Source organism: Lachnospira multipara ATCC 19207, from assembly GCF_000424105.1.
In the GTDB taxonomy this organism is placed as follows: Bacteria; Bacillota; Clostridia; order Lachnospirales; family Lachnospiraceae; genus Lachnospira; species Lachnospira multipara.
Window position 1 is genome coordinate 226,269 of sequence record NZ_AUJG01000001.1, and the last position, 25,440, is coordinate 251,708.

Here is a 25,440-nt window from a genome sequence, read left to right on the forward strand (position 1 = left end):
TACTTTAAGAAAATATATTTATAAAAGATGTGGTAAAAACTCCCACGGTATTGTAATATAAGTAGGTAATAATGGTAAAAATTGGAGGTAGTGTTTTATGTGGATGGCTGATTTAGGAAATGGGAACTATAAGAATCCCATTCTATATGCAGATTATTCAGATCCTGATGCAATAAGAGTAGGAGAGGATTTTTTTATGATAGCGTCAAGTTTTTCTAACGCTCCAGGACTCCCTCTACTTCATTCTAAGGATTTAGTTAACTGGAAGGTGGTAAATTACATTCTTCCTAAGATTCCTGAGTTTAGATACAGAAACCCTATTCATGGTTGCGGTGTGTGGGCGCCAGCAATTAGATATCATGAGGGAACTTACTATGTATGCTTCCCAATGCCAGATGAGGGAATCTATATGACAACTGCTAAGGATCCATTTGGAAAATGGACTGAGCCCGTTAATATTAGACCAGGAGCTGGCTGGATTGACCCATGCCCATTCTGGGATGAAGATGGCAAGGCTTATTTAGTAGCAGGGGTTGCTAAGAGTAGAATTGGCTATAAGAGCGTTTTACATATGGTTGAGATGGCAGCAGACGGAATGAGCCTTATTGGTGAAGAGAAGGTAGTTTTTGATGGTAACTTAAATGACCAGGTTACAATTGAAGGCCCAAAGATGTATAAAAGAAATGGTTATTACTACATTTTTGCACCAGCAGGTGGCGTAAAGACTGGTTGGCAGACAGTCCTTAGATCTAAGAATGTCTATGGCCCTTATGAGTACAAGATGGTTTTAAGACAAGGGGATACAGTTGTAAATGGACCTCATCAAGGGGCTTGGGTGGATACTCCAACAGGCCAGGATTGGTTTATTCATTTCCAGGATGTTTATGCTGCAGGTAGAATTACACATTTGCAGCCAATGACTTGGTATGAGGATTGGCCAATTATTGGTGAGTATGAAAAGGATGAGAATGGCAAGCCATTAAAGGAATATGGCACACCAGTTCTTGAATATAAGAAGCCAGATATGGGCGTTTCAGATAAGGACTTAGCTGATAGTAATAAGTTCCCAGTTTGCGCACCAGACCTTGATGATGAGTTTGATAAGGACAGTCTTGGCATGCAGTGGCAGTGGAATGCTAATCCTGAAACAGACTGGGTAGAGTTTATGCCAGAGAAGTCAGTGATTAAGCTTAATGCCGTTGATAGTGCTAATCAAAGACCAGTTTGTGATTACAGAAATCTTCTTCTTTGCAAGTGGGCAGAGCCTGAATTTAGCTGTGTTACTAAGATCAGTCTTAAGGATCTTGAAAATGGAGACTTTGCCGGCTGTGTAGCACTTGGCCAGAACTATATCGCTCTTGGAATTTACAAGGATTCAGACGGTTACTACATTAGAAAGGTTACAGGTAATCAAAACTTTGATTGTGATGTTTCTTATGCTAGTGAAAATGTAACAGATACAGCACTTAGTAAAGATGTTAAGGATTTCCATTCCTTTAAGTCAGAGGAGAAGGAAGTTTATATTAAATATAGCGTTAAGAAAATTGGCTATCAGGACCACATTGAAGGTGGCCTTAAGGTAAATAATGCACCTCGTGAATTACAGTGCCTTGAGATTAGCTTCGATTCTAAAAACTACTCTTATACACTAGCTTGTGAAGCTAAGGCTGGACGCTGGGTAGGTGTTAAGAATGGTGTCTTTGTTTCTCATAATAGTTTAATCAAGAATGAGAATAGAGGTAGCATTTTAGTAGATTATATTAGATATAACTAGCATATAAGAATAAATTGTTTATATACGAAAAGGGAAGGAGTTTTAAATTAACTCCTTCCCTTTATCTCTTTTAAGTATTATCATTGTAAGTCAAATTAATTTTGCTGTTGGATATTCTTCATTGCCCAAAGCTGTAGAGCCTTAGCATTATTAGAAATATCCTCTAAAGAATTAAGAATTGCCTGAAATTCTTCAAGCTCTTCAATATCAACCTTTCCATCTGCGGAAATGTTAATAATAGATCCACGTAATTCTTCTATATCATTAAGAGAACCAAGAATCTTTAATGAAAGTCTATCAAAAGAGCTAATCTCTACGGATTTCATTGTAAGTCTTCCGATTGGACAATCATTTGAACAGAAATTATAAGTAAGCTCTGGAGCATTGTAGTGCTTAGCCATAAGTAATACTTCCTCTGGATATGGCTCAACATTTCCAAGCTCGATTCTTGCAAGTCTTGTTCTATCAATTCCAAGAACTTCAGAAGTAGTCTCTCTACTTTCGAAGTCTGAGTTTGTCTTTGCTGCATTATATCTAGCGATATAATATTTGTTGTCTGATGCTTTAGTTGCCTTCTTCATTTATTTCCTCCAAGGATTAGTAAAATACATGATCACCAATTACTGTTCCACCAGTATCTACAGAAGGTCTGTAAACATGGAAATATAGGGCAGTAGTTGTAAGGTTGCCATTTAAAACCTCATAGGCTGCAGAAACACACTCCGAAGATGCGCCTCTTGCTAAAACAATGGCAAATCGACCACTAGCAACAGGACTAAACTGGCCTGATGCATAAATAACTGATGTAATAGAATCTCCAAATCTAGGATTTAAAACTCTATTAACAATAACACTTCCTACAGCTAACTTACCTTCGTAAGACTGATTACCCGCCTCACATTCAATAATAGCTGCAAGCATTGCAAGGTCTGTAGCTGTATAATCAAGCTTAGTGCCTGAGTAACTTACCTCATCCCCTGCCTGCATAGCTGCAATAGCAGCAAGCTGCCTTTGGATGTTCTCTTCTTGAATCTTCTTCTCATACTCTAAACAAAGAGCCTCAGTTTGCGCAATGGAATCTGAGGTTGTATCAAGTTCAGATTGAATATCATAAATGGACTGCTTAAGATTAGCTGTCTCTGAATTAAGACTAGTCTTTAAAGTCTCAAGTTCTTTTAAATCTGTTTGAAGATTAGCCATAGCATCATTACGGCTTGTTATCTCTTCATTAAGCAAATCCAACTGTTCTCTATCATAGTTTGAAAGCTCAACAATGTATTCAGATTTCACAAGGAAATCTGCCATTGAGCCTGACTCCATCATAGATTGAAGTAAAAGATTCTCTGTACCGTTTTCATACATATATCTTATACGTAATTTCATAGCCCCATATTGTTCATCAATGGATGAATTGAGAGCATCGATTTCTGAGTTTAAGCTATCGATTTCATCTTGTTTAGTTTTAATCTGCTCGTCAACAGCAGTGACCTTCTCTGCTGTTGCTGTCAAACTATCATTAAGGTCACTGTACTGTGAAGATAGACTTGACTGAGCTTTCTTTAATTCTTCTAGTTCTTCATTAGCTTCATTTAAATCAGATTGCGTATCTGCATAAGTACTATATGGCAAAAATGTCACAATAAGTCCACTTGTAGCAATTACAGCAATTAAACAGATTATTGCGCTAGCTTTTGATAATACTTTAAGAGAAGACGTTTTATCTAATGTTAAAAAGATATTAAACCTCTTCATGGAACCTCCCATTATCATAAATCTAAAAAATATATGAAAAAACAAAATAAGTATAAATTGTTTAAAGCTAAATTGCAAGTAGGCTTTATTAGTGCTACAATCACATATAGCAGTGAGAAAATGAGGAAAATATATTAAAGGAATATAAAATTTTTATATTATAAACACACATTGCACACAAATTAATAGCGTGAAATTAATTAGGAGGATGATTATGTTAGAGCTCAATCATATTCGTAAGGATTATGTCAGCGGAGACATGACTGTTACAGCCCTAAAGGACATTAACCTAAGATTTAGAGATTCAGAGTTTGTCTCTATTCTTGGTCAGTCGGGTTGTGGTAAGACAACAATGCTTAATATCATTGGTGGTCTTGATAAGTACACAGAAGGTGACTTAAAAATCAATGGTATTTCAACAAAGGACTATAAGGATAGAGACTGGGATGCATACAGAAACAATTCCATTGGTTTCGTATTCCAAAGTTACAATCTTATTCCTCATCAGACTATTTTGGCAAATGTAGAGTTGGCCTTAACTTTATCAGGCGTTTCAAAGTCTGAGCGAAGACTTAGAGCTAGCGAGGCTCTTGAAAAAGTAGGTTTAAAGAAACATTTGCATAAAAAACCAAACCAGCTATCGGGTGGTCAGATGCAGAGGGTTGCCATTGCAAGAGCTTTGGTAAACAACCCAGATATCTTACTTGCAGATGAGCCAACAGGTGCCCTTGATACAGAAACTAGTGTACAGATTATGGAGCTTTTAAAGGAAATCTCAAAGGATAGATTAATCATTATGGTTACTCACAATCCTGAGCTTGCTATGAAGTATTCCACAAGAATTGTAAAGCTTCTTGATGGTGATATTACAGACGACTCTAATCCATACACTTATGAAGAGGCCCATGCTGATGCTGAAAAGAAGAGACTGGCTATAAAGGAAGCTAAGGAGAAAGCTAAGAAAGCCAATAAAGCTGAGAAGAAGGCTGAAAAACAAAGAAAGAAGGCTACAAAGACTCACATGTCTTTAATGACAGCTCTTTCTCTAAGTTTTAATAACCTTATGACAAAGAAGACTAGAACTCTTTTAACAGCCTTTGCAGGAAGTATTGGTATTATTGGTATTGCCCTAATATTATCTATTTCAAATGGTATTCAGTTATACATTGATAGAGTGCAAAGAGAGACTCTTGCAAGTTACCCAATTCAGCTACAGGCAGAAACAGTGGATGTAAGTAGTCTTATTAGTTCCTTTATGGGTGAATCCTCAAATTCATCTGATGGAGATTCATCAGGAGAAGAAAAAGATGAGAACACTGTTTATAGCTACAATATCATGTCAGATCTTCTTAATACTATGGTTTCTGAGGTTACAAAGAATAACCTTAAGGAATTTAAGGAATATATTGAAAGTGGCGAGTCAAATATTAATGACTATGTACAGGATATTCAGTATAAGTACAGCGTGCCTTTAAACATTTACTTATCAGATACTTCAAAGGGTGTTACACAGTTAAACCCTAACACAATGTTATCTAGCTTCTATGGTGGAACAAGCACAACTACAAGTCAGTCAAGCCTGAACTCAAGCACAAGTATGTTTAGTGTATCTTCAGAGACTTGGGTGCAGTTACTTGAAGACCAGGATGTACTTGATTCCCAGTATGAAATGCTTGCAGGTAACTGGCCAACAGCCTATAACGAGGTTGTTTTAGCAGTTAATGAGAACAACGAAATCGATGATTATACATTATATGCCCTTGGTTTAAAGGATATGGATGAGTTTGATGAACTTTATAAGGCAGTAATGTCAGGCGAGGAGTACACAACTGAGAATACAAGTTATAGCTATGATGACTTACTTGGTCTTTCATATAAGTTAGTACTTCCAACAGATTATTATAATTACGATTCTGAAACAGGCACATGGAAAGATATGTCTGAAGATGATGTTTATATGACAAATGTAGTCAATAACGCAGCGGATATTAAGGTGGTTGGTGTGGTTCGCCCATCAGAAGATGCAGTAAGCACATCTATGACTAACAATATTGGTTACACTAAGGAATTAGTGGAATACGTTATTAATCAGGTAAATGATAGCGAAATCGTTAAGCAGCAGCTTGCAAATCAGGATGTAGATGTATTTACAGGCATTGAATTTAATGCAGGTGAAGACGAAGAGATTACAATGGAAAACGTTTATGCCTATATTGCAACTCTTTCAGAATCAGAGGCAGCAGCAACAAATGCCATGATTTCGCAGATGACAGAAGAGCAGGTATTAGAAAGCTTTAAGTCAGTTTTAAGCCAGACAACAGATGCTACATTTGAAGGAAACAAGTCAATCCTTGGTATATGCGACCTATCAAGCCCATCGGGAATTGATATTTATGCAACAGGTTTTGATGCTAAGGAAAAGATCGAAGATATAATTACTGATTACAATAATATGCAGACAGATGCTGGAAATGAAGACAACACAATTAGCTACACAGACTATGTAGGAATCATTATGAGTAGCGTAACAACTATTATTAATGCCATTTCTTACGTATTAATTGCCTTTGTTGCCATTTCCCTTGTGGTATCTTCAATCATGATTGGAATTATTACATACATCTCAGTTCTTGAAAGAACTAAGGAAATCGGTGTACTTAGATCAATTGGTGCCTCAAAGAAGGATGTATCACATATCTTTAATGCAGAAACACTTATTGAAGGCTTCGTATCCGGCGCACTAGGTATAATTATTACACTTATCCTTTGCATACCGGCCAACGCCATTATTTACAATTTAACATCTATAAAAAATGTTGCTCAGCTCCCAGTTACTGGTGCAATCGTACTTATCATAATCAGTATGATTCTTACATTAATTGCCGGTTTAGTTCCAGCTAGAATCGCAGCTAAGAAAGATCCAGTTGTAGCTTTAAGAACAGAGTAGTATAATATATATAGTAATGATAAGCTTTAGGTTCATTATGGGCCTAAAGCTTTTTTAGAAGGTGAACAATTTGGGAGTGGGGGATTTATGAATAATAGGTATTTGAAAATAATACAGGCCTCGATTCTTTTATTTGCAGCAGTTTTGGTGATTTATGTTTTCACAAAACTAGGGGAGACTAATTCTTATGAAAATGAAACACAGCCCGCTGAAACTGTTGTATCAAAACTAGATAATCCAGAGAAGCTAACAGGAGAAAATATAGAAAATCTCGACAACATTTTAGCAAAGGTTAAAGAAGAAGAGACCTATGATCCAAGTAAGCTTATTTCTAGTGATAATCAAAGGGCAGATTTAGATATAGCCAATGGTACTGGTAAACAGGTAAGTGAGGTTGCAGCAGATAGTGATAGTGACAACGATTATGAAAGTAGTTATGAGTTTAGTGCAGCAATTTATCCTTATAGGGCCATGCTATCAGAGGATGAAGCTCTTGATTATGACCAGATTTATGAGGCTATAACTAAGCTTGAAACTAGTGTTACATTAGTTAATAGCGTTACCATTTCTAGCATTAAAAATATAATGATTGCGGTATTTTCAGACCATCCGGAGTTATTCTACATTAACACTAATTACACCTATTGTTATACAAGCTCCGGTAAGGTTTTATCTGTGGAGCTAGAATATAACACTACAGCAAGCTCGCTACAAACTAGTAGGACTAAGTTTTTAAAGGCGGCAGCAGAAATTATAAATGAAGCCTCTGCCTTAAAGACAGACCTTGAAAAGGAACAGTATGTTTACGAGCAGCTCCAAAAGAATTGTAGTTATGTAAATGATTCTGAGATGAATCAAAGTGCTTATTCTGCATTGGTGAATAAAGAAAGCGTTTGCGCAGGTTATGCTAGGGCTTTTCAATACATTTTAATTCAGCTAAATATACCTTGCTACTTTTGTTCAGGTTACGTTGGCACAGGAAATCACGCTTGGAATATTGTCTATATAAATGGGGAATATTATAATGTGGATTTATCTTGGGATGATGCCCTAGGAGAGGTAACAGGGGCTTATTCATACACTTACTTTAATATTTCAGACACAGCCATTGGCCTTGATCACTCAAGAAGAGACTTATCTGTTAAATTGCCAGAATGCAAGACCAGTTTAACTCAGTCGGAGTAAAAGCTCCGACTGAGTTAAACGCTCCGCGAGGATGCGCACGGATTCGGACAGGAATTTGTCTGCAGTAGCAGACCCGAATCCGGCGCGCAAGACTCGCGACGAGTCTTGACAGTTAGAATAGTATACTTTAGTGCTTGAAAATTTTAATCAGATGGTTTAGAATTCATGTCGGGAATTTTCTAAAGTAAGAATTAAATTCAGGAAAAACTCTTTACTGTAAAACTTTAGTGTGATAAAATTGTAAAGTAAAAGACATTTAGTTTAGAGGAATTTATAATAATGAAATGTCTGTTTTATTGTAGTAATTGACTTGTATGAATTAACTATAAAGGAGACTATCTGATGAACAATAAGTTAAAAACACCAGAGGTTGAGCAATTATTTAACGCAATATTAAGCCTTAAGGATATGTCAGAATGTTACGAATTCTTTGAAGATATCTGCACAATTAATGAATTACTTTCATTATCGCAGAGATTCGAGGTAGCTAAGATGTTAAGAGAACATAAGACATATTTGGATATCGCCGAGAAGACTGGTGCATCAACAGCAACAATTAGCCGTGTGAATCGTTCCCTTAATTACGGTAACGATGGCTATGATATGGTCTTTGATAGATTACACCTATTAAATGACGAAGAATAATAGTTAATAATAAAGCCCTATAATAGATAATCTATTATAGGGACTTTTTTTATTTATTAATTATTTACTTTCTTTCTTAGATTCCTTCTTGGCTTCTTTTTTAGCTTCCTTTTTCTCAGCCTTAACAGCCTTCTTTTTCTTTGATTCCTGCTTAGCATTAAAATCATCGATTAAGTTCTCAATGATGTTCTTCTTCATATAAACATCAAAGCTTAAAAGGCATACTAAAGAGAAGAGCTGTAAGAATTCTCTTTCATCCTCGTCCTCAACATCCTTAAAAGAATCATTGGCAATTTCTGACTTCTTAATAACATCCTTTGATAAGTAGTCAATCTGAGTCTTCTCAAGTAAGTAAATCTCATTGTAAATAGTCTCAAGATCTGGCTTTGAATCAGTATCAAAGAACTTATCTGTCAAAGGATTAAGTATCTTTTGAATATCACTTATAAACAAGATGTTCTTGAAATAATAAATGAAAGTAAGGATATAAATGTGTTCCTTAGAATACTTCTTCTTAACAGGGGCAGGTAATAAGTTGTTCTTAGTGTAGTTGTTAATCATAGTCTTTGTAAGAATCTTATCATCCTCATGGCGCTTTACATCGCTTAAATGCTCGTCCATGAAAGTTGTCACCTGATCCATATATAGATTGATGTTAGGAACATCATTTGGCTTTATATAATTAAGTTTTACTAATTTCTTTAAAAGTGCGTTAATAAACGCTTTATTATCATCATTCATAGTTATATTTATGAACCTCTTTTCAGTATTTAGTATTGAATAGCTTAAAATGCGTTCAAAGTTTATTATATAGAAAAAAATTTTATATAGCAAGTAGTATTGAAAACTAGATGACATTATTAATAATATTTTTTAGAAGTCATAAAAAGTGTTTGAAAATGCATAAAATAAGTCTTAAAGTGCAGTCTTTTACCTTTGTAAAATACCAGATTTGTGATAAATTTAAATTGCCTAAGGAAATAGAGATAGGTGACAAGAATTTAAATTTATATTATAATGAAACAAATTAAATTTGTTTTACCCTTGTAAGGGAGATTTGGAGGAAAACATGGGAATTTTAACAAGATTTAAGGATATTATGAGTGCAAATATTAATGCATTACTTGATAAGGCTGAAGATCCAGAGAAGATGATCGATCAGTATTTAAGAAATCTTGAGAAGGATTTAGCAGAGGTTAAGGCTGAAACTGCTTCAGTTATGGCAGAAGAGGCTAGAACTAAGAGAGAATTAAATGAATGTAACGAGCAGATCGCTAAGATGCAGTCATATGCTGAGAAGGCATTACTTGCAGGTAACGAAGCAGATGCTAGAACATTCCTTGAAAAGAAGCAGGTATTAGTTTCAAATCAGGCTTCACTTACACAGCTTGCACAGACAGCTGAGGCAAATGCTACAAAGATGCGTCAGATGCATGATAAGTTAGTTAAGGATGCTGCTGAACTTGAAGCTAAGAGAGATACAATTAAGGCTAAGGTTAAGGCTGCAAAGGCTCAAGAAAAGATTAATAAGGTAGCAAGCAAGGGCATGGGCGCAAGCTCTAATATGGCTGCATTTGAGAAGATGGAAGCTAAGGCTGACAAGATGCTTGATGAAGCTAATGCAATGTCTGAGCTTAACAAGCTTGAAGAAGACAATAACATCGATAGCTTAACAGCTAAGTATGATGCAAATCCTACAAATCAGGCAGTAGATGATGAATTAGCAGCTCTTAAGGCTCAGATGGGTCTATAATAAAGAGCTAATAGTCTTTTATTACTACAAAGGCGTAGGAAATATATTTTTAAAGAAATTCTAAGGAGACAAAATGGGTATTTTTGGTGGTCAATTTGCCAATGTTGTGGAATGGAATGAGCATAGAGATGACATCATTTTCCACAAGTGGTCAAACAATGAAATAAAAAAAGGTTCTAAACTTATTCTTAGAGCAGGACAGGACGCTATCTTTATGTATAACGGAAAGATAGAGGGTGTCTTTAAGGATGAAGGTGAATACAATATTGAAACTGATATTATTCCTTTCCTTTCTACTCTAAAGGGTTTTAAGTTCGGTTTTAACAGTGGTTTAAGAGCTGAGGTTTTATTTGTTAACACTAAAGAGTTTACTGAAAAGTGGGGCACTAAAAACCCAGTAGTTCTTGCCGCACCACAGCTTAATTTACCAGGCGGTCTTCCAATAAGAGCCTTTGGTAATTATTCTTTTAAGGTGGATGATTACATTACTCTTATTGATAAGTTAGCTGGAGTTAAGACAGAGTATAGAGTAGAGGATGTTAAGCTTAGAGTGTCTGCTGTGGTTGATCAATTACTTATGAAATGGATTGCTACGGAAGGTAAAGACATTTTCAATCTACAAGCTTACAGCTTACAGATTTCAGCAGGTATTAAGTCAGATCTTGATATGGAATTATGCAAGTTAGGCTTTAGTGTTACAGATTTTAACATTGCTAGCGTTTCATATCCAGAAGAAGTTACTAGAATGCAGAACAAGGCAGCAGCTCAGGCCATGGTTGGAGATATGAATAAGTACACTAATATTTCTATGGCTGATGGAATGTCAAAGGGCGGTTCAAGCCTTGCTGGTGATATGGTTGGTGCAAGTATGGGAATGGCTCTTGGCTCACAGATGGTAAATTCAATGAATAATGCTAATCAGGGAGCTAATGCAGGTTTTACAAATCCTACATTAAATGGTCAGATTCCAAAGTTTTGTCCTAATTGTGGCACACCAACAACAGGAACTAAGTTTTGTGGAAATTGCGGAACAAAGTTAATTTAGTTAAATGTGATAATAAAACCAATATAAAAATATTTGTTATAAAGAAATCCTAGTGTTAAAGCCTATTGGCATAATGCTAGGATTTCTTTTTTCGAAAAAATGTTCTTTTTAAAATTCATTTATGCTATAATGTTTTTTGTTTGAGATTTAAGAAGATTATTGAGAGGTAAATATGAATTTAAGTGGACTTAATAGAATGCAGAAGAAGGCTGTTGAGACAACTGAGGGCCCATTGCTTATTATTGCCGGAGCGGGTTCTGGTAAAACTAAGGTTTTAACAAGCAGAATTGCATATTTAATAGATGACTGTAAGGTAGCCCCTTACAATATTTTAGCCATTACCTTTACTAATAAGGCAGCTAAGGAAATGAAGGAAAGAGTGGATTTAGCTGTTGGAGAGAATGCAGGTAAGGTTTGGGTTTCAACTTTCCACTCAACTTGCGTGCGTATTTTAAGAAGATATATAGATAGAATTGGATATGATAACAACTTTACAATCTATGATACAGAAGATCAGAAAAGTGTCATTAAAGAGATTTGTAAGAGATTTAATATAGATACTAAGATGCTTAAGGAACGTTCAATTATGAGCGCAATTTCTAAGGCTAAGGATGAGTTACAGGCTCCTGCTGATTATGAACTTTCAGTAGGCGGAGACTATAACGGAAGAAGAATTGCTCAAGTTTATAGAGAATACCAAAAGCAGCTTCGTCTTAATAATGCCCTTGATTTTGATGATATTATTTTTAAGACTGTAGAACTTTTTGAAAAAGATGATGAAGTTCTTAATTACTATCAGGAGAAGTTCCAGTACATAATGGTAGATGAGTATCAGGATACTAATACATCTCAGTTTAAGCTTATTAGTTTACTTGCTGATAAGTATAGAAATCTTTGCGTAGTTGGTGATGATGATCAGTCAATTTATAAGTTTAGAGGTGCTAATATCACTAATATCTTAAGCTTCGAGACTACCTTTGAAGGCGCTAAGGTTATTAAGTTAGAGCAGAATTACCGTTCAACTCAGACAATTCTTAATGTGGCTAATGCTGTAATTAAGAATAATAGAGGCAGAAAGGATAAGGCCCTTTGGACAGAGAATGGAGAAGGGGATTTAGTAAATTTTGCTCAGTATGATTCAGGCTTTACAGAGGCTGAAGGCGTTGTTTCTATGATTGCTGAGAAGGTTAGAGATGGATGGGATTATAATGACATTGCCATTCTTTATAGAACTAATGCCCAGTCCCGTGCCCTAGAAGAAAAGCTACTTATGCGTAATATTCCTTACAGAATCTATGGTGGTGTAAGTTTCTATCAGAGAAAGGAAATTAAGGATTTACTTGATTATTTAAAGACTATTGATAATGCTAATGATGGTCAGGCAGTTAAAAGAATTATTAATATTCCTAAGCGAGGAATTGGCGATACTACAATTAATAACATTCAGGAATACGCTGATAATAATGAGATTACTTTCTGGGATGCCTTAACTGAAATTGATAGCATAGATTCTATCAAGCGTGGTGCAGGTAAGGTTAAGCCTTTCGTAGATTTAATTGAGAAGTTTAGAGAAAGACTTGATTATATTTCTCTTCATGAATTAATTGAAGAAATCTTAGAGGAAACAAGATATATTGACAGCTTACTTGAAAAGGAAGAAAGAGAAGAAGTTGATGCTCGTAAGGACAATATTAACGAATTGATTTCTAAGATAGTAAGTTATGAGCAGACTTGTAAGGAAGAGGAAGTTGAGCCAACTCTTTCAGGCTTCCTTGAAGAAGTTGCCTTAATTGCAGATATAGATAATTTAGATGAGTCAGAAAAGCAGGTAATGCTTATGACACTTCATTCCGCTAAGGGTCTTGAATTCCCTATAGTATTTATGACTGGTATGGAGGATGGTCTTTTCCCAAGTTATATGACTATTACAAGTGATGACCCAACTGAGATTGAAGAAGAGAGACGTCTTTGCTATGTAGGTATTACAAGAGCTAAGAAGGAACTTTATTTATCTGCAGCTAAGATGAGAATGATTAGAGGAGAGACTCAGAGTTGTAAGGTTTCTAGATTTATTAAGGAGATACCTGATGAGTATCTTAATATAGAGAATAACTGCACAGGTTATAGTAATAACAAGAATATTAGTTACGGTGGGGATGAGGATTATTCTTCAGGTAACAAGACTAATTTTAGAGCAGTTGGAAAGAGTATTTTATCAGCTTATGGTTCTGGTAAAACTAAGGAATATGAAAGCAAGAGAGTTCCAATAGGTAAGAGCTATTCTTCAAGTTACGGTGGCAATGCTTATAAATCAAGTTATTCATCTTCTGCAAGTGCATATACAACTAAGCCTAGCCAGAGTAATTCAGGCTTTAAGACTAATAATACTAAGGTAGGTTTTGGTAAGGAATTTCCAATGGATCTTTTTGATTTAAAGAAGGGAACAAAGAAAGATTCAGCCTTCAAAAGAAGCACTAATGTAAGTGCTTTTAAGACTAGTAAAGAAGGCCCTAGTACTGGACTTGGCGGAATAGAAAGTCTCGGCTATAGAGAAGGGGACACAGTTATTCATGCTAAATTTGGTGAGGGTATTGTCAAAAAAATAGAGGAGTCTCCGAGAGATTATATGGTCACAGTAGATTTTGAGGAGTTTGGAATTAAGCGCATGCTTAGTCAATTTGCAAATCTTAAGAAAAAGTAAAGTTTATTGCAACATTAAAATTACTATGATATAATTCTAATTAAAGATTGACCGTGATTGAAAGGAGAGGGCATATGAGTAAGGACAAAATTGAAGAAATCATTGCTGCTACAAAACTTAATGATATTCTACATAAGAAGGAAGTAGAAGTTAAGAAGAGTAAGAAGGTTAATATTGTTGTTATCGTACTTGCTGTTTTAGCAGCAGTTGCAGCAATTGCTGCTGTGGCATATGCAATTTATAGATATTTCACACCAGATTATTTAGATGATTTTGATGATGACTTTGATGATGATGACTTCGATGATGATTTTGATGATGATGATGATTTTGAACTTGAGAATTAGTCAGATTCGCTGACTTACTAGTTGTGTCATTTATTTTGATAAGAATTTAAGTCCTTTCTATCTTAAGATAGAAAGGGCTTTTTTAGTGTTGAAGGAAATATATTTTTTATGATAATATGATTAGGCTATTTATTGGATAAAGATTGGAGAAAGAATTTGAAAAAAGGTGAAGTTTATACAGGTAGAGTTTTATATGCAGATTTTCCTAATAAAGCAGTAGTTGAGCCAATTGCTAAGGTGGATAAGGGAGATTTATCTGCTAATGATGTGGTTATTGCTAATGCTAGTTTCATTCCTATGGGGGAAGAAGAGCCAAGTAGAGTTATAGTTAAAAACTCTATCCCAGGTCAGGAAGTAAGCTTTATGGTAAATAAAAAGAAACATGGTAAGTGTGAAGGTAGATTATTAGAGGTTATTAAGAAAGCTGATAGTGAAACTAACGAAGCCTGTCCACATTTTGGTAATTGTGGTGGTTGTGTGTATCAGACAGTTGATTATAATACACAGCTTGAAATGAAGAGAGAACAGGTTAAAAAACTTATTGATGCTGTGGCTAAGACTGATTATGAATTTGAAGGAATTTTAGGCAGCCCTAAGTTTGAAGAATATAGAAATAAGATGGAATTCTCTTTTGGAGATGAATTTAAAGGTGGTCCATTAGCCCTTGGTCTTCATAAGAGAAACAGCATGTATGACATTGTTAATGTATCAGGTTGTAAGATTGTAGATAAGGATTATTCTAAGATTCTTGACTGTGTTAAGGCATGGGCAGGTAGTAATGATCTTAAATTTTTAGGAAAGAATAGTCATGAAGGCTTCTTAAGACATTTACTTGTACGTAAGGCTGTTAAGACAAAAGAAATCCTAATTGATTTAATAACTACAACACAAGAAAACCATGATGCTAAGATTAAGGAATTATCTGATGCCTTATTAAAGCTTGATTTAGAAGGAAAGATTGTTGGTGTATTACATACACTTAATGACTCTATTGCTGATGTTGTAATTAATGAGGGCACAGAAATTATCTATGGTCAGGATTTTATTACAGAAGAACTTTTAGGTCTTAATTTTAAGATTGCTGCATTTGCATTTTTCCAGACTAATTCTCTTGGAGCTGAGGTTCTTTATTCAAAGGCAAGAGAGTATGTTGGTGAGACTAAGGATAAGGTTATTTTTGACCTTTATTCGGGAACAGGTACAATTGCTCAGATTTTGGCTCCTGTTGCTAAGAAAGTTGTTGGTGTTGAAATCGTTGAAGATGCAGTTAAGTCAGCTAAGGAAAATGCTAAGCTTAATGAACTTGATAACTGCGAATTTATTGCAGAAGATGTATTAACTGCCCTTGATAAGATAGAAGATAAGCCTGATTTTATCGTTCTTGATCCACCAAGAGATGGTATTAATCCTAAGGCTCTAGAAAAGATTATTGATTATGGCGTGGATTCTATGGTTTATATTTCATGTAAGCCAACTTCTCTTCAAAGAGATTTAGTAATGCTACAGGAGAGAGGCTATAAGATTAAGAAGGTCTGTCTTGTGGATATGTTCCCTGGAACTGTGCATTGTGAAACGGTATGTTTGGTGTCGAAGAAAGCTTGATTTTACGCGGGGCTCAGGTCTTTTTTTAAGAATATGTACCTGAGTCGAGCACTGTAAATATCCTGTTAAAAATGAATTGGTTCTTGTGTATGAAGTAATGGAGAAAGAATTGATAACGAATAAAACAAGAATTGTACGAAGAATGGCAGTGGCTTAATGGAGATTGTACATCTGGTAAATCAATTGTTGTTGAGCAGTAAATGAGATATTTATTTGACCAGACAAATCCTGGTTTGGTGAAACAGACGTGATTGCTTGCAAGGACATTTTAACTTGTATTTCGGTGCGAAAAATGATACAATATCCGAAAATACGGAAAAATGAAGAGCAGGAGTTGTATCATGAATATATATGAAAAAATCTTTGCCAGACTTGAAGAATTACATATGAGCCAGATTGAGTTATCACGAAGAACTGGTATTGCAACCAGTACAATTAGCGACTGGCGAAAGAAAAAGATCAATCCACAGGCAGATAAATTGGTAGCCATTTGTAAGGCACTTGATATGTCACTTGTGGATTTGCTTTGTGATGAGGAAGATAAGAAAAATGAGGTCTTGACTGCAGATTGTATTACCGATGATCAAATAATAATCGAGAGCATTCAATTATCGTCTGTTGAAGTGAAAAGAAGAATACTGGGCTATTTAGAACAATGGATATTGAAAGAGCATATCAAAGTACCAAATGGAAATGTATCTATTATTGCTGATGTAGATGGAAATAAGGTAGTTGTAATAAATGATCTTAGATTTAAGCGAAGCAAAAAGGTTGATTGGAATACTGTAGAGAATTATTTAAAAGAGTATATAGGAGATTGTGCTGAGATTCTAGATACAAATGAAATGGTTTATATTGGAAGTGATTTTCCAGATGAGTATGCACATTCAAAAGATACCAAGGTTCTAAGAGGTCCCAATGAATATGCGAAGGCAAATGCATCTAGTGCAATTAAAGAATTAATTCAAATTGCATCCAATAAAGCATTTACTGAAAATCATAAAGATAAGCATAATAGTAAAGCTAAATATGGATGGTATCGTTATGATACTAGGTTTGCTGTTCCAAAGTATGATAATGATGGTGAGTTGGCAGGATACAATATTTTCAAGGGAAGACTGGTAATAAGACATGCCCAGGATGGAAAGCTTTATTTATATGATATTTTGAGAATAAAAAAAGAAACGAGTGAGCCGCTTGAGTAAAAACTGTACGGTTGTAAAACTCATTTCTTATTAATGATAATACAACTAAATGGTTAAGTTGTCAATCCGAATATTCGAAATATTTGCGCAGATTGCGGGTATCGAGACTGTCATACTTTTACGGGGGTAAAAAATATAATGTGCCCCAGAACGTACGCGAATGTTAATGCGAAGTAATGTTTCAATGCATGTAGAGACGGTTTGTTTGGCGTCAAGGGTCGAAGGAAAATAGGAGGAAGCGTTATAGCTTTTGATTACAAAAAGGAACTGTAATTCTCTACCCAATCAAACAAAAGCAAGTAAGACAAATCAGGGCTCCCCACACTGCCATCATCGGCGGCGGGGGCTGAATGAAGGAGATATGGATTTATGAAAATTCTTGTGTTGAATGGTAGTCCAAGACCGAACGGTAATACAGCCGGAATGGTAAAGACATTTTATCAGACCGCCAAAGAACATGGCCATCAGGTTAAAGTATTCAATGTATGTAAAATGAATATCAAGGGATGTCTTGCATGTGAGTATTGTCACGGAAAAGGACACGGTCAGTGTGTCCAGAAGGATGATATGCAGGAGATCTATGCGGAACTGAACGATACGGAAATGCTGATACTTGCGGCACCGATTTATTACCACGGAATATCAGGACAGCTGAAATGTGTGATAGACAGGTTCTATTCTGCACTTTATCCGACCGCACCTGCCACATTGAAGAAGGTTGCTATGTTCCTCAGCTCCGGAGATGACAATATGTACGATGGAGCAAAGTTCTCATACGATGGAGATTTCCTCGGCTATCTGGGCTTGGAGGGAATGGGCATTTTTACAAATCATGACAAGAACGTGATGAGTAGAATAAAATATATGGCATCATCTCTATAAAGTCGTTATCAGAGATAATAAAGAACAATTCAAATAGATGTTGAAAGAATTGCAAATAACAGAGGCTCTCACACTGCCATTATCGGTAGTAAGAGAGCCTTTTTATGCTACGATTTCGATTGTAATCCCGGACTTGTCCTGAAAGAATATCTTTTCTTCACTTATTTAGAAAAAGCACCCCACACATGTATTGACTTCAATGGCCTTTTGAACAAGGTTGCGAAACTCCTTTGCCAGTTCAAGAAATTCCTCATTATCTGAATTGTTAATCATGCGATTAGTTATCTCAAGAGTTTCTTTCAAATTATCTCCTTCTATCCACTCCTCTTCATACATATTGATCAACAGATTACATTCTGCGTCTATGAAATTAAATAAGTATTTCTCCATAAGATAAAACTTGTCTTCGTGAAATTTCATAAACCAGTAAATATCTCTTATATCACCTTTATTGTCATCCCATACTTTATAGTCACACATCTCATTATATGCGTTTTCATCCTTAGGAACTACAATGCCATACCATTTGTTCAAATCGAGATATCTTGTATATCGAGTGCCATCTACAATACGTTCGTCTTTTCCTTGAAAAAAATCTCCCATATCACACCGTTCCTTTCTGAATATGTGATGTTTGCAAACTCACAACATTATTATAAATTGCAGTTATGCAATTGTTAATCCTCTATTTGAGATTATTTAATTTGTATCCTCTTTGATAATCCTTTCGCTCATCCTCTATCCCGATTTCTTCAGCAACCCTGTTGATGCTGTCCACTAGATCCTGCCGCCATTTCTTCACATTCGCCCTTTTCATCTACACTATCGTGAATGGCATAGGAAATTCTAAACTTGATTTAGAGGATCGTATTTCATTCATGCGTGAAAAATTGGAGGCAGAGACTATCATAAAAGAATTTAATCGTCAAGTATTTGAAAGTATAGTGGATTATGTCATTGTGGAAGGTTATAATGAAGAAGGAAATGCTGATCCGTCGATGATAACTTTTGTTTATCGGACTGGATTCAAGGATTGAAAAGATGCTAATCACTTTAAAACCGAAAGACTTAATGAGTCCAAGAAAAAAACGGTTCTGATAGTCATACCAAAGAGGTTTGCCAGAGTGGTTGGAAGAGAAATAATAAATCATAATTCAGGAAGGTGAAGCGACATGAAGAAACTGTTTACTGCTATAAGAGCATCTGACTTTGAAATGGTAAGGCAAATCATTGAAAAGAAACCAGAACTGGTAAATTGTGTTGCGAAGAAGCCGCCTAAGAAGGATGACGGACAATCGCCTTTGCAGGTCGCGCTAAAAACGGGAAATACCGCAATTGCCAATTATTTACTGGATATGGGTGCGGATGTGAACTTTATCGAGGATGAGACCTGCTGCAACGCATGGAGAACACCTGCGCTTCATGATGCAATCAACTGTGCTGTGATGTCATGCAGGTGGAATGTAGATGACAAATATATGGGCTTCAGGGAGTTCTCAACAAAAGAGAGAGCAGTTGAAGCTCTCGGTGTCCTGAAGAAGATGCTTGATATGGGAGCAGATGTAAAAGCACTTGATTCATATGGCAATTCAGGATTAAACCGTTTTGCACTACAGGCAAAGCAGATATTGCCTTCATACAATTATGTGGAACATCGTGAAGGGAAAGATCGTATCTTTACAGAAGAATTGCACGAAGATCTCAGAAATGTGTTGCAGGCATTAAAAGATGCCGGAGCAGACGATTCTTACAAAGCTCCGAATCTCGGTTATTCCGTCAGAGAATTTTGCAGCGAAGGATCCATTTCAATCCTGTTTGATGAAGTGTTTGGATGAGATATAGAAAATGAGACGATATAGATAGAGTCGACAAAATTCAGCTTGTAGACTTATTCGGTTGAGCGCTCTCAACTATGATATATTCAGTTGTACTGTTGACCTCAATGTCATTGTCTCCAGGCATGTTGAGACGGTCTGTTTGATGTCAAGGGTCTAAGGGAAATAGGAGGAAGAGTTATGGCTTTTGATTATAAAAAGGAGTATAAGGAATTCTACATGCCAAAGAATAAACCGTCCATTGTGACGGTTCCAAGCATGAATTATATAGCGGTTCGCGGACACGGTGATCCGAATGTTGAAGATGGAGAGTATAAGCAGTCTATCGGGATGCTCTATGGCATTGCCTTCACAATCAAGATGAGCAAAAAAGGTGACCATCAGATTGATGGTTATTTCGATTATGTAGTTCCTCCGTTGGAAGGCTTTTGGTGGCAGGATGGTGTCGCTGGAATTGACTATGCTCACAAAGAAAATTTCGAGTGGATTTCTATCATTCGGTTGCCCGATTTTGTTAAAAAGGCTGATTTTGAATGGGCGGTTGAGGAGGCTACCAAGAAGAAAAAGACAGACTTCTCAAAGGTCGAATTCCTGACTTATGATGAGGGCTTGTGCGTTCAGTGCATGCACATCGGTTCTTATGATGATGAGCCTGCAACTGTTGCACTGATGCATGAATACATGGAACAGCAGGGCTATGTTCTGGATATTACAGAGCAGCGTTTGCATCATGAAATTTATCTAAGTGATGCCAGAAAGGTTGCGCCGGAGAAATTGAAAACCGTAATTCGCCACCCAATCAAACAAAATATTCATAGGAGGCGATAATTATATCAACGTATGTTATTTCTGATATACATGGGCAATACGATATGTTTATGGAATTGCTTGAAACGATAAATTTTAAAGAAACAGACACTCTATATGTTTTGGGTGATGTGCTCGATCGCGGGCCGCATCCTATTAAAGTATTAAGGAAGCTCATGGAAACACCAAATGCCATATGCATGGTAGGAAACCATGAGCTTATGGCGGTGAAATGCCTGGAGTTTCTTATGAAAGAAATTACAGACATGTCCATAGAAGAATTGGATGAAGAAATGCTGGATAATCTAGTGAATTGGCAATACAACGGAAGCAAGTCAACAATAGATGAGTTTGGCGAGCTAAGTACCGATGAAAAACAGGATGTATTAGATTTTATAAAGGAGTTTTTAATATATGAGGAAGTCACGGTTTCTGACCGGGACTATCTTTTAGTTCATGGGGGATTAGGGAATTATTCTCCGGAGAAGGATATTGAAGATTATTCGCTACATGAATTAATCTGGATGAGAGCAGATTATGATGTGCAGTATTTTAAGGATAAATTTGTAATAACAGGACATACACCAACACAGAGTATTGTGGATAATCCTAGACCGGGATTTATATATAGGAAAAATAATCATATAGCAATTGACTGTGGGGCGCACTATTCAGGCGGCAGGCTTGCGGCAATTTGTTTAGAAACAGGGGAAGAGTTTTATTCATCTCCGAACGAAAATAAGTGAATGGGAAAAGAGAAAGACCAATCCTACTGTAGAAAAGATAATGGATATTTGTAATGTTTTACCGCACTCAACCAGCGGTAGAGTGCAGGAAATCAACCTACGGTTCGTGTAACAATATGATGATATCGGCTATGCTTAAGCTATGAAAGGAGGTGCCCGATATGGATCAAATCAAAATTGGAAAATTTATAGCAACTTGCAGGAAGGAACAGGGCATGACTCAGGCAGTTCTTGCCGAGAAGCTCGGAATCAGTGACCGGGCGATATCAAAATGGGAAACCGGAAAGTCTATGCCGGATTCCGGGATTATGCTGGAACTTTGTGATCTTCTGAAAATTAATGTCAACGAACTCCTGTCGGGCGAAAGAATTATGGCAGAAGCATATGACAAACAGGCAGAAGAAAACCTTCTGGCAATGAGGCGAGAGGTTGAAGAAAAGAACAGGCAGATGCTCAGGACGGAATACTGGGTTGCGTTTCCTGCCGTCATTTCCGGACTGGTCATGGTGTTTGTGGCGTCATTTATAGAGATGCCAGTCTGGCTGAGAATCGTACTTATCGTATTCGCTCTCGTGATGATATTTACGGTTGCTTTTATCGCTGTGGGAATTGAGCAAAAGGCCGGATACTATGAATGCCAGAATTGCCACCACAGATATGTTCCTACATACTGGCAGACAAATCTTGCTATGCATATGGGACGGACAAGATATATGAAATGCCCGAAATGTGGAAAAAGAAGCTGGCAGAAGAAAGTTTTGACCAACTTGTAGTTATTTGCGAAGCAAATCACTACTCGTGTGCGAGCACGTCAAGAGAAGAGTAAGCAGACCAAGGTTCCTCGCTACTGATTAGGTTCAGTGGCGAGGAGCCTTTTTTATGCATATAGGCATTGACATATCGCGAAAGATAGATATAATAAAGTTGTGGATAAGATTGAAGTATTTAAAGCATTATCAAATGAAACACGGCTTAGTATTATTGAGTGGTTGAAGGAACCGGAGAAAAATTTCCCACCGCAAGGAGGTCATTTTGAAGATGCGGTGGATCTCAAGGGCGGAGTGTGCGTTGGAAGCATCCGCGACAAAGCCGGAATATCACAGTCAACAGTATCTCATTATCTTGATATGTTGCAAAAAGCAGGTTTGCTTCTATCCGAAAGACACGGAAAATGGACATATTACAGACGGAATGAAGAGATGTTGGCTGCACTGTCAGACTACTTCGGACATGAAATTTAAGTTGTGTATAAATTAGACGGGATGAGAATCCCGTTTAATTTAAGGTTTTATATATCGACAAAACGAGATATATGAATATATATAGAAACAAGGAGGAATTACTATGCATTTTTCAAGTGGAATTGTCAGACCGCCCTATGAGGCAGGTTCCTCATTTTTACAAGTAACATCGGGGTGCTCGCATAACAAGTGCCGCTTTTGTACATTTTACAAGGAAGCACCGTTTTCTGTATCTCCTGAGAGTGAGATACGGGAAGATCTTCAGGAAATAAGAGATTCTGGATGGAAGGTAAAGCGGATTTTTCTGCAGGGAGCGGACCCGTTCCTGCTGAGCTACGACAGACTTAAAAGAATCATGGACTTGATCAAAGAATATCTGCCTTGGGGCGTTTCCGTTGGTGGATATGGCCGTGTTGACAGCGTAAAGAACAAGTCTGTGGAGCAGCTTAAGTCACTGAAAGAAATGGGATATGACATGATCGTATTCGGAATTGAGTCAGGTGATGATACGGTTCTCGATAAGATGAATAAGGGTTATCATGGAAGTGATATTGTAGAGCAGCTCTCCAAGCTGGATGAAGCAGGAATGCATTATTCCGTCATCTTCTTATACGGACTGGGAGGCCATGATTATGGTATGGGGCATGCCATTAAAACGGCAGAAGTGTTGAACCATCTGTCGCCTGTCAGGGTGATGGCTTCCGGACTCTCTATCTTCCTTGATACGCCGCTTATGGAAGAAGTGAGAAGGGGTGAGTTTGTAGAAGCTACAGAGACTGAAAAGATACAGGAACTATATACCTTTGTGAAGACGCTTGAAATCCACACGCTGCTGGATGCAACAAATGTCTCCAATATGATGCCGGTATATGGACATCTTCCGGATGACAAAGAGAAGATATTGGCGATGCTTAAACAGGGATTGAATGAACAGGGTGAAAAGCAGCTTCGTATGCGAAGAGACAGCATGAGAAGCCTGTGATTAGGACAAAAATCTTTGAACCGATTACGATCAACAAGACGGAAGGAGCTTTACAAGGTCTTAGAACATTTTGACGATATTTACTTCAAGTTCCCGATATATTATGATGGTAAAGAGGGTAGAGCAATTTGGTTGTTCAACGAAACAACAGTCGAAACTGTAATTTAGATGTCAAGGACTATAGGGGGTGCTTATTATGGAATACATTAGGGTAACAAAAGAAAATTTGGAGAAGGAGCATATCTGCTGCGCCATTTCAAATAACAAGGATATTCAGGTTTCTTCCAAGAAGGCATGGCTTGCAGACCGGTTCGACGAAGGACTGGTGTTTTTGAAAAGTGTGGAACGCGGTAAGTGTTTCATTGAGTATCTTCCTGCTGAGAATGCGTGGAATCCAATCGAAGCGGATGGATATATGTACATCGACTGTCTGTGGGTCTCTGGCTCTTTCAAGGGACACGGATACTCCAATGATCTGCTAGGTGCTTGCATTGAAGACAGTAAGAAGAAAGGAAAACAAGGCCTTTGCATCCTTTCATCAGCGAAGAAAAAGCCATTTCTTGCCGACCCTAAGTTTCTAAAATACAAAGGTTTTACTGTTTGTGACGAAGCTGATAACGGCATTCAATTGTGGTACTTGCCTTTTTCTGCTGACGTTTACCAGCCAAAGTTTAAAGACTGTGCTAAACATCCTTATGTTAATGACGCAGGCTATGTGCTGTATTACACCAGTCAGTGTCCGTTCAATGCAAAGTATGTTCAAATCGTGGAGCAGACTGCAAAAGAAAACGGCATATCCTTTAGGGCAGTCCATATAGAGAGCAAGGAACAGGCGCAGAATGCTCCTACACCGATTACGACATATGCGTTGTTCTGTGATGGAGAATATCTGACAAATGAGCAGCTGAATGATACAAAGTTTTTGAAGCTGGTTCGTAGAGCGTCACATCGAAGCATCTGTTGATGAAGTGTTCTCTCTTGATGAGGTGAATGACGCACTGCAAAAGGTAGCTGCAGGAAAATCAAAGGGAAAGACAATTTTTAGCATGCCATGAAACAACTTTTTTTATTCCGAATGTCAGCTTTACAATTACTTGAAAGTCTTTTTTACCTGCTCTAGAAACTTTTCAGCAATAGGAGTAAAGGTCTGATATTTATTCCATATGAGGTATAGTTCTGACTTTAGCGCTGGTGAAAGAGGTCTGAATACTATGTCAGTTCCTTCAGTATTTATCAGATTTTTAAAAGTGAGAAGAATTCCAAGATTTTCTTTTGCAAATACAGAGCCATTATAGGAAAGTCTAAAGGAACCCTCAAGCTTAAGTTCCGGATATTTGTCTTTGGCCCATGCTTTGATTTCATTGTTCCAACTCTGCTCTGAGACAAATAGAGGCTGCCCTATCAGGTCAGAGACATGGATGACTTTTTTCTTTGCAAGGGAATGAGATGAAGAAATGATTGCTCCCCAAACATCAGCTTCCGGAAATTTTATATATTCATATTTATTACTGTCAGGTGTTTCACATAGTACGGCAAAGTCTAAAATACCCTTATCAAGCTTTTCAGTAACTTGCTCTGTGTCTCCACTGGTTATATGATAAGTGAGATTAGGGTATTTTTCTTTTAATTTATAAATCTCTCTGGCAAGGTATCTGATCTGATAGCTTTCTGCTAGTCCAAAATATATATCTCCACCTGTTATATCATCTAAGGAGTTAAATTCCTGTTCGATTTTATCTGACATAGCCACAAGATCCTGGGCGCGGTCACGAAGAAGCATACCTTCATCAGTAAGTGAAATACTGAAGCTGTGTCTGACAAACAATTTTTTTCCAAGTTCTTCCTCTAGTGCTTTTAATGTCTTTGAAAGAGTAGGTTGTGATACATGAAGCTGCTCAGCAGCTTTTGACATGTTTTCTTCCCTGGCAACTGCAAGAAAGTATCTGAGATTTTTTATTTCCATGAAACCCTCCATAAAGCTTACCGTTTAT

At 36.9% G+C, this 25,440-nt stretch carries 24 protein-coding genes; 19 read left to right on the forward strand and 5 right to left on the reverse strand.

What is annotated here, in order from left to right:
- Positions 1–97 precede the first annotated feature (97 nt).
- Positions 98–1,774 carry a glycoside hydrolase family 43 protein gene (locus G600_RS0100980; protein ID WP_027430260.1) on the forward strand — a complete coding sequence of 559 codons (1,677 nt, stop codon included), beginning with the start codon at positions 98–100 and terminating at the stop codon, positions 1,772–1,774.
- Positions 1,775–1,869: 95 nt separating this feature from the next.
- Here G600_RS0100980 and G600_RS0100985 read toward each other — a convergent pair whose 3' ends face one another.
- Positions 1,870–2,355, reverse strand: a complete 486-nt coding sequence (locus G600_RS0100985) for a hypothetical protein (RefSeq protein ID WP_027430261.1) — start codon at positions 2,353–2,355, stop codon at positions 1,870–1,872.
- A 16-nt stretch (positions 2,356–2,371) separates the two neighbouring features.
- Positions 2,372–3,526 (reverse strand): cell wall hydrolase, encoded by a 1,155-nt coding sequence (locus tag G600_RS0100990; RefSeq protein WP_027430262.1) that lies wholly within the window; start codon positions 3,524–3,526, stop codon positions 2,372–2,374.
- Between the two features lie 214 nt (positions 3,527–3,740).
- On the opposite strand from G600_RS0100990, the gene G600_RS0100995 reads away from it, so the two are divergent.
- The 3 genes from G600_RS0100995 to G600_RS0101005 all read left to right on the forward strand — a co-directional run bounded on the left by G600_RS0100995 (position 3,741) and on the right by G600_RS0101005 (position 8,303).
- Positions 3,741–6,473 (forward strand): ABC transporter ATP-binding protein/permease, encoded by a 2,733-nt coding sequence (locus G600_RS0100995; RefSeq protein ID WP_027430263.1) that lies wholly within the window; start codon positions 3,741–3,743, stop codon positions 6,471–6,473.
- Between the two features lie 87 nt (positions 6,474–6,560).
- The gene (locus G600_RS14855) at positions 6,561–7,658 is read left to right on the forward strand and encodes a transglutaminase domain-containing protein (RefSeq protein WP_027430264.1); all 1,098 of its coding nucleotides are present in this window, start codon (positions 6,561–6,563) and stop codon (positions 7,656–7,658) included.
- A gap of 342 nt (positions 7,659–8,000) precedes the next feature.
- Positions 8,001–8,303: a YerC/YecD family TrpR-related protein gene (locus G600_RS0101005; protein ID WP_027430265.1), complete on the forward strand. Its 303-nt coding sequence runs from the start codon at positions 8,001–8,003 to the stop codon at positions 8,301–8,303.
- A 60-nt stretch (positions 8,304–8,363) separates the two neighbouring features.
- Here G600_RS0101005 and G600_RS0101010 read toward each other — a convergent pair whose 3' ends face one another.
- Positions 8,364–9,044: a DUF1836 domain-containing protein gene (locus G600_RS0101010; RefSeq protein ID WP_027430266.1), complete on the reverse strand. Its 681-nt coding sequence runs from the start codon at positions 9,042–9,044 to the stop codon at positions 8,364–8,366.
- 328 nt (positions 9,045–9,372) lie between these two features.
- Here G600_RS0101010 and G600_RS0101015 point away from each other — a divergent pair, with 328 nt between their 5' ends.
- The 7 genes from G600_RS0101015 (at position 9,373) to G600_RS0101045 (ending at position 17,838) form a co-directional block, all read left to right on the forward strand.
- The gene (locus G600_RS0101015; RefSeq protein ID WP_027430267.1) at positions 9,373–10,056 is read left to right on the forward strand and encodes a PspA/IM30 family protein; all 684 of its coding nucleotides are present in this window, start codon (positions 9,373–9,375) and stop codon (positions 10,054–10,056) included.
- A gap of 73 nt (positions 10,057–10,129) precedes the next feature.
- Complete coding sequence (locus tag G600_RS0101020; RefSeq protein ID WP_027430268.1) at positions 10,130–11,101, forward strand: SPFH domain-containing protein; 972 nt, start codon at positions 10,130–10,132, stop codon at positions 11,099–11,101.
- Positions 11,102–11,273: 172 nt separating this feature from the next.
- Positions 11,274–13,802, forward strand: coding sequence for an ATP-dependent helicase (locus tag G600_RS0101025; protein ID WP_027430269.1), 2,529 nt, complete (start codon positions 11,274–11,276; stop codon positions 13,800–13,802).
- Positions 13,803–13,876: 74 nt separating this feature from the next.
- Positions 13,877–14,149, forward strand: coding sequence for a hypothetical protein (locus tag G600_RS0101030; protein ID WP_034245096.1), 273 nt, complete (start codon positions 13,877–13,879; stop codon positions 14,147–14,149).
- A gap of 156 nt (positions 14,150–14,305) precedes the next feature.
- Positions 14,306–15,751, forward strand: a complete 1,446-nt coding sequence (gene rlmD, locus G600_RS0101035; RefSeq protein WP_027430271.1) for a 23S rRNA (uracil(1939)-C(5))-methyltransferase RlmD — start codon at positions 14,306–14,308, stop codon at positions 15,749–15,751.
- 341 nt (positions 15,752–16,092) lie between these two features.
- Positions 16,093–16,956 carry a helix-turn-helix domain-containing protein gene (locus G600_RS0101040; protein ID WP_027430272.1) on the forward strand — a complete coding sequence of 288 codons (864 nt, stop codon included), beginning with the start codon at positions 16,093–16,095 and terminating at the stop codon, positions 16,954–16,956.
- Positions 16,957–17,325: 369 nt separating this feature from the next.
- A complete protein-coding gene (locus G600_RS0101045; protein ID WP_027430273.1) occupies positions 17,326–17,838 on the forward strand; it encodes a flavodoxin family protein in 513 nt (170 codons plus the stop codon).
- Positions 17,839–18,003: 165 nt separating this feature from the next.
- On the opposite strand, the gene G600_RS0101050 is transcribed toward G600_RS0101045, so the two are convergent.
- The gene (locus tag G600_RS0101050; RefSeq protein WP_027430274.1) at positions 18,004–18,441 is read right to left on the reverse strand and encodes a hypothetical protein; all 438 of its coding nucleotides are present in this window, start codon (positions 18,439–18,441) and stop codon (positions 18,004–18,006) included.
- Positions 18,442–19,010: 569 nt separating this feature from the next.
- Between G600_RS0101050 and G600_RS0101060 the strand changes: the two genes are divergently transcribed.
- From G600_RS0101060 to G600_RS16200, 8 genes are all read left to right on the forward strand, one after another.
- A complete protein-coding gene (locus tag G600_RS0101060) occupies positions 19,011–19,673 on the forward strand; it encodes an ankyrin repeat domain-containing protein (protein ID WP_027430275.1) in 663 nt (220 codons plus the stop codon).
- A 180-nt stretch (positions 19,674–19,853) separates the two neighbouring features.
- Entirely contained in the window at positions 19,854–20,501 is a 648-nt protein-coding gene (locus tag G600_RS0101065; RefSeq protein WP_027430276.1) for a GyrI-like domain-containing protein, read from the forward strand.
- A gap of 17 nt (positions 20,502–20,518) precedes the next feature.
- Positions 20,519–21,226, forward strand: coding sequence for a fructose-bisphosphatase class III (locus G600_RS0101070; protein WP_330361967.1), 708 nt, complete (start codon positions 20,519–20,521; stop codon positions 21,224–21,226).
- A gap of 161 nt (positions 21,227–21,387) precedes the next feature.
- Positions 21,388–21,999: a helix-turn-helix domain-containing protein gene (locus tag G600_RS0101075; protein ID WP_027430278.1), complete on the forward strand. Its 612-nt coding sequence runs from the start codon at positions 21,388–21,390 to the stop codon at positions 21,997–21,999.
- 153 nt (positions 22,000–22,152) lie between these two features.
- A complete protein-coding gene (locus G600_RS0101080) occupies positions 22,153–22,467 on the forward strand; it encodes an ArsR/SmtB family transcription factor (RefSeq protein WP_027430279.1) in 315 nt (104 codons plus the stop codon).
- Between the two features lie 103 nt (positions 22,468–22,570).
- Positions 22,571–23,449, forward strand: coding sequence for a radical SAM protein (locus G600_RS0101085; protein ID WP_027430280.1), 879 nt, complete (start codon positions 22,571–22,573; stop codon positions 23,447–23,449).
- 196 nt (positions 23,450–23,645) lie between these two features.
- Positions 23,646–24,413, forward strand: a complete 768-nt coding sequence (locus G600_RS0101090; protein WP_027430281.1) for an N-acetyltransferase — start codon at positions 23,646–23,648, stop codon at positions 24,411–24,413.
- Between the two features lie 4 nt (positions 24,414–24,417).
- Positions 24,418–24,504, forward strand: a complete 87-nt coding sequence (locus G600_RS16200; RefSeq protein WP_242826341.1) for a hypothetical protein — start codon at positions 24,418–24,420, stop codon at positions 24,502–24,504.
- Between the two features lie 35 nt (positions 24,505–24,539).
- On the opposite strand, the gene G600_RS0101095 is transcribed toward G600_RS16200, so the two are convergent.
- A complete protein-coding gene (locus tag G600_RS0101095; protein WP_027430282.1) occupies positions 24,540–25,412 on the reverse strand; it encodes a LysR family transcriptional regulator in 873 nt (290 codons plus the stop codon).
- Positions 25,413–25,440 lie beyond the last annotated feature (28 nt).

Coding starts and splice junctions, on each gene's coding strand:
- G600_RS0100980 (WP_027430260.1), top strand. CDS start 98: ATGTGGATGGCTGATTTAGGAAATGGGAACTATAAGAATCCCATTCTA.
- G600_RS0100985 (WP_027430261.1), bottom strand. CDS start 2,355: ATGAAGAAGGCAACTAAAGCATCAGACAACAAATATTATATCGCTAGA.
- G600_RS0100990 (WP_027430262.1), bottom strand. CDS start 3,526: ATGAAGAGGTTTAATATCTTTTTAACATTAGATAAAACGTCTTCTCTT.
- G600_RS0100995 (WP_027430263.1), top strand. CDS start 3,741: ATGTTAGAGCTCAATCATATTCGTAAGGATTATGTCAGCGGAGACATG.
- G600_RS14855 (WP_027430264.1), top strand. CDS start 6,561: ATGAATAATAGGTATTTGAAAATAATACAGGCCTCGATTCTTTTATTT.
- G600_RS0101005 (WP_027430265.1), top strand. CDS start 8,001: ATGAACAATAAGTTAAAAACACCAGAGGTTGAGCAATTATTTAACGCA.
- G600_RS0101010 (WP_027430266.1), bottom strand. CDS start 9,044: ATGAATGATGATAATAAAGCGTTTATTAACGCACTTTTAAAGAAATTA.
- G600_RS0101015 (WP_027430267.1), top strand. CDS start 9,373: ATGGGAATTTTAACAAGATTTAAGGATATTATGAGTGCAAATATTAAT.
- G600_RS0101020 (WP_027430268.1), top strand. CDS start 10,130: ATGGGTATTTTTGGTGGTCAATTTGCCAATGTTGTGGAATGGAATGAG.
- G600_RS0101025 (WP_027430269.1), top strand. CDS start 11,274: ATGAATTTAAGTGGACTTAATAGAATGCAGAAGAAGGCTGTTGAGACA.
- G600_RS0101030 (WP_034245096.1), top strand. CDS start 13,877: ATGAGTAAGGACAAAATTGAAGAAATCATTGCTGCTACAAAACTTAAT.
- G600_RS0101040 (WP_027430272.1), top strand. CDS start 16,093: ATGAATATATATGAAAAAATCTTTGCCAGACTTGAAGAATTACATATG.
- G600_RS0101045 (WP_027430273.1), top strand. CDS start 17,326: ATGAAAATTCTTGTGTTGAATGGTAGTCCAAGACCGAACGGTAATACA.
- G600_RS0101050 (WP_027430274.1), bottom strand. CDS start 18,441: ATGGGAGATTTTTTTCAAGGAAAAGACGAACGTATTGTAGATGGCACT.
- G600_RS0101060 (WP_027430275.1), top strand. CDS start 19,011: ATGAAGAAACTGTTTACTGCTATAAGAGCATCTGACTTTGAAATGGTA.
- G600_RS0101065 (WP_027430276.1), top strand. CDS start 19,854: ATGGCTTTTGATTATAAAAAGGAGTATAAGGAATTCTACATGCCAAAG.
- G600_RS0101075 (WP_027430278.1), top strand. CDS start 21,388: ATGGATCAAATCAAAATTGGAAAATTTATAGCAACTTGCAGGAAGGAA.
- G600_RS0101085 (WP_027430280.1), top strand. CDS start 22,571: ATGCATTTTTCAAGTGGAATTGTCAGACCGCCCTATGAGGCAGGTTCC.
- G600_RS0101090 (WP_027430281.1), top strand. CDS start 23,646: ATGGAATACATTAGGGTAACAAAAGAAAATTTGGAGAAGGAGCATATC.
- G600_RS0101095 (WP_027430282.1), bottom strand. CDS start 25,412: ATGGAAATAAAAAATCTCAGATACTTTCTTGCAGTTGCCAGGGAAGAA.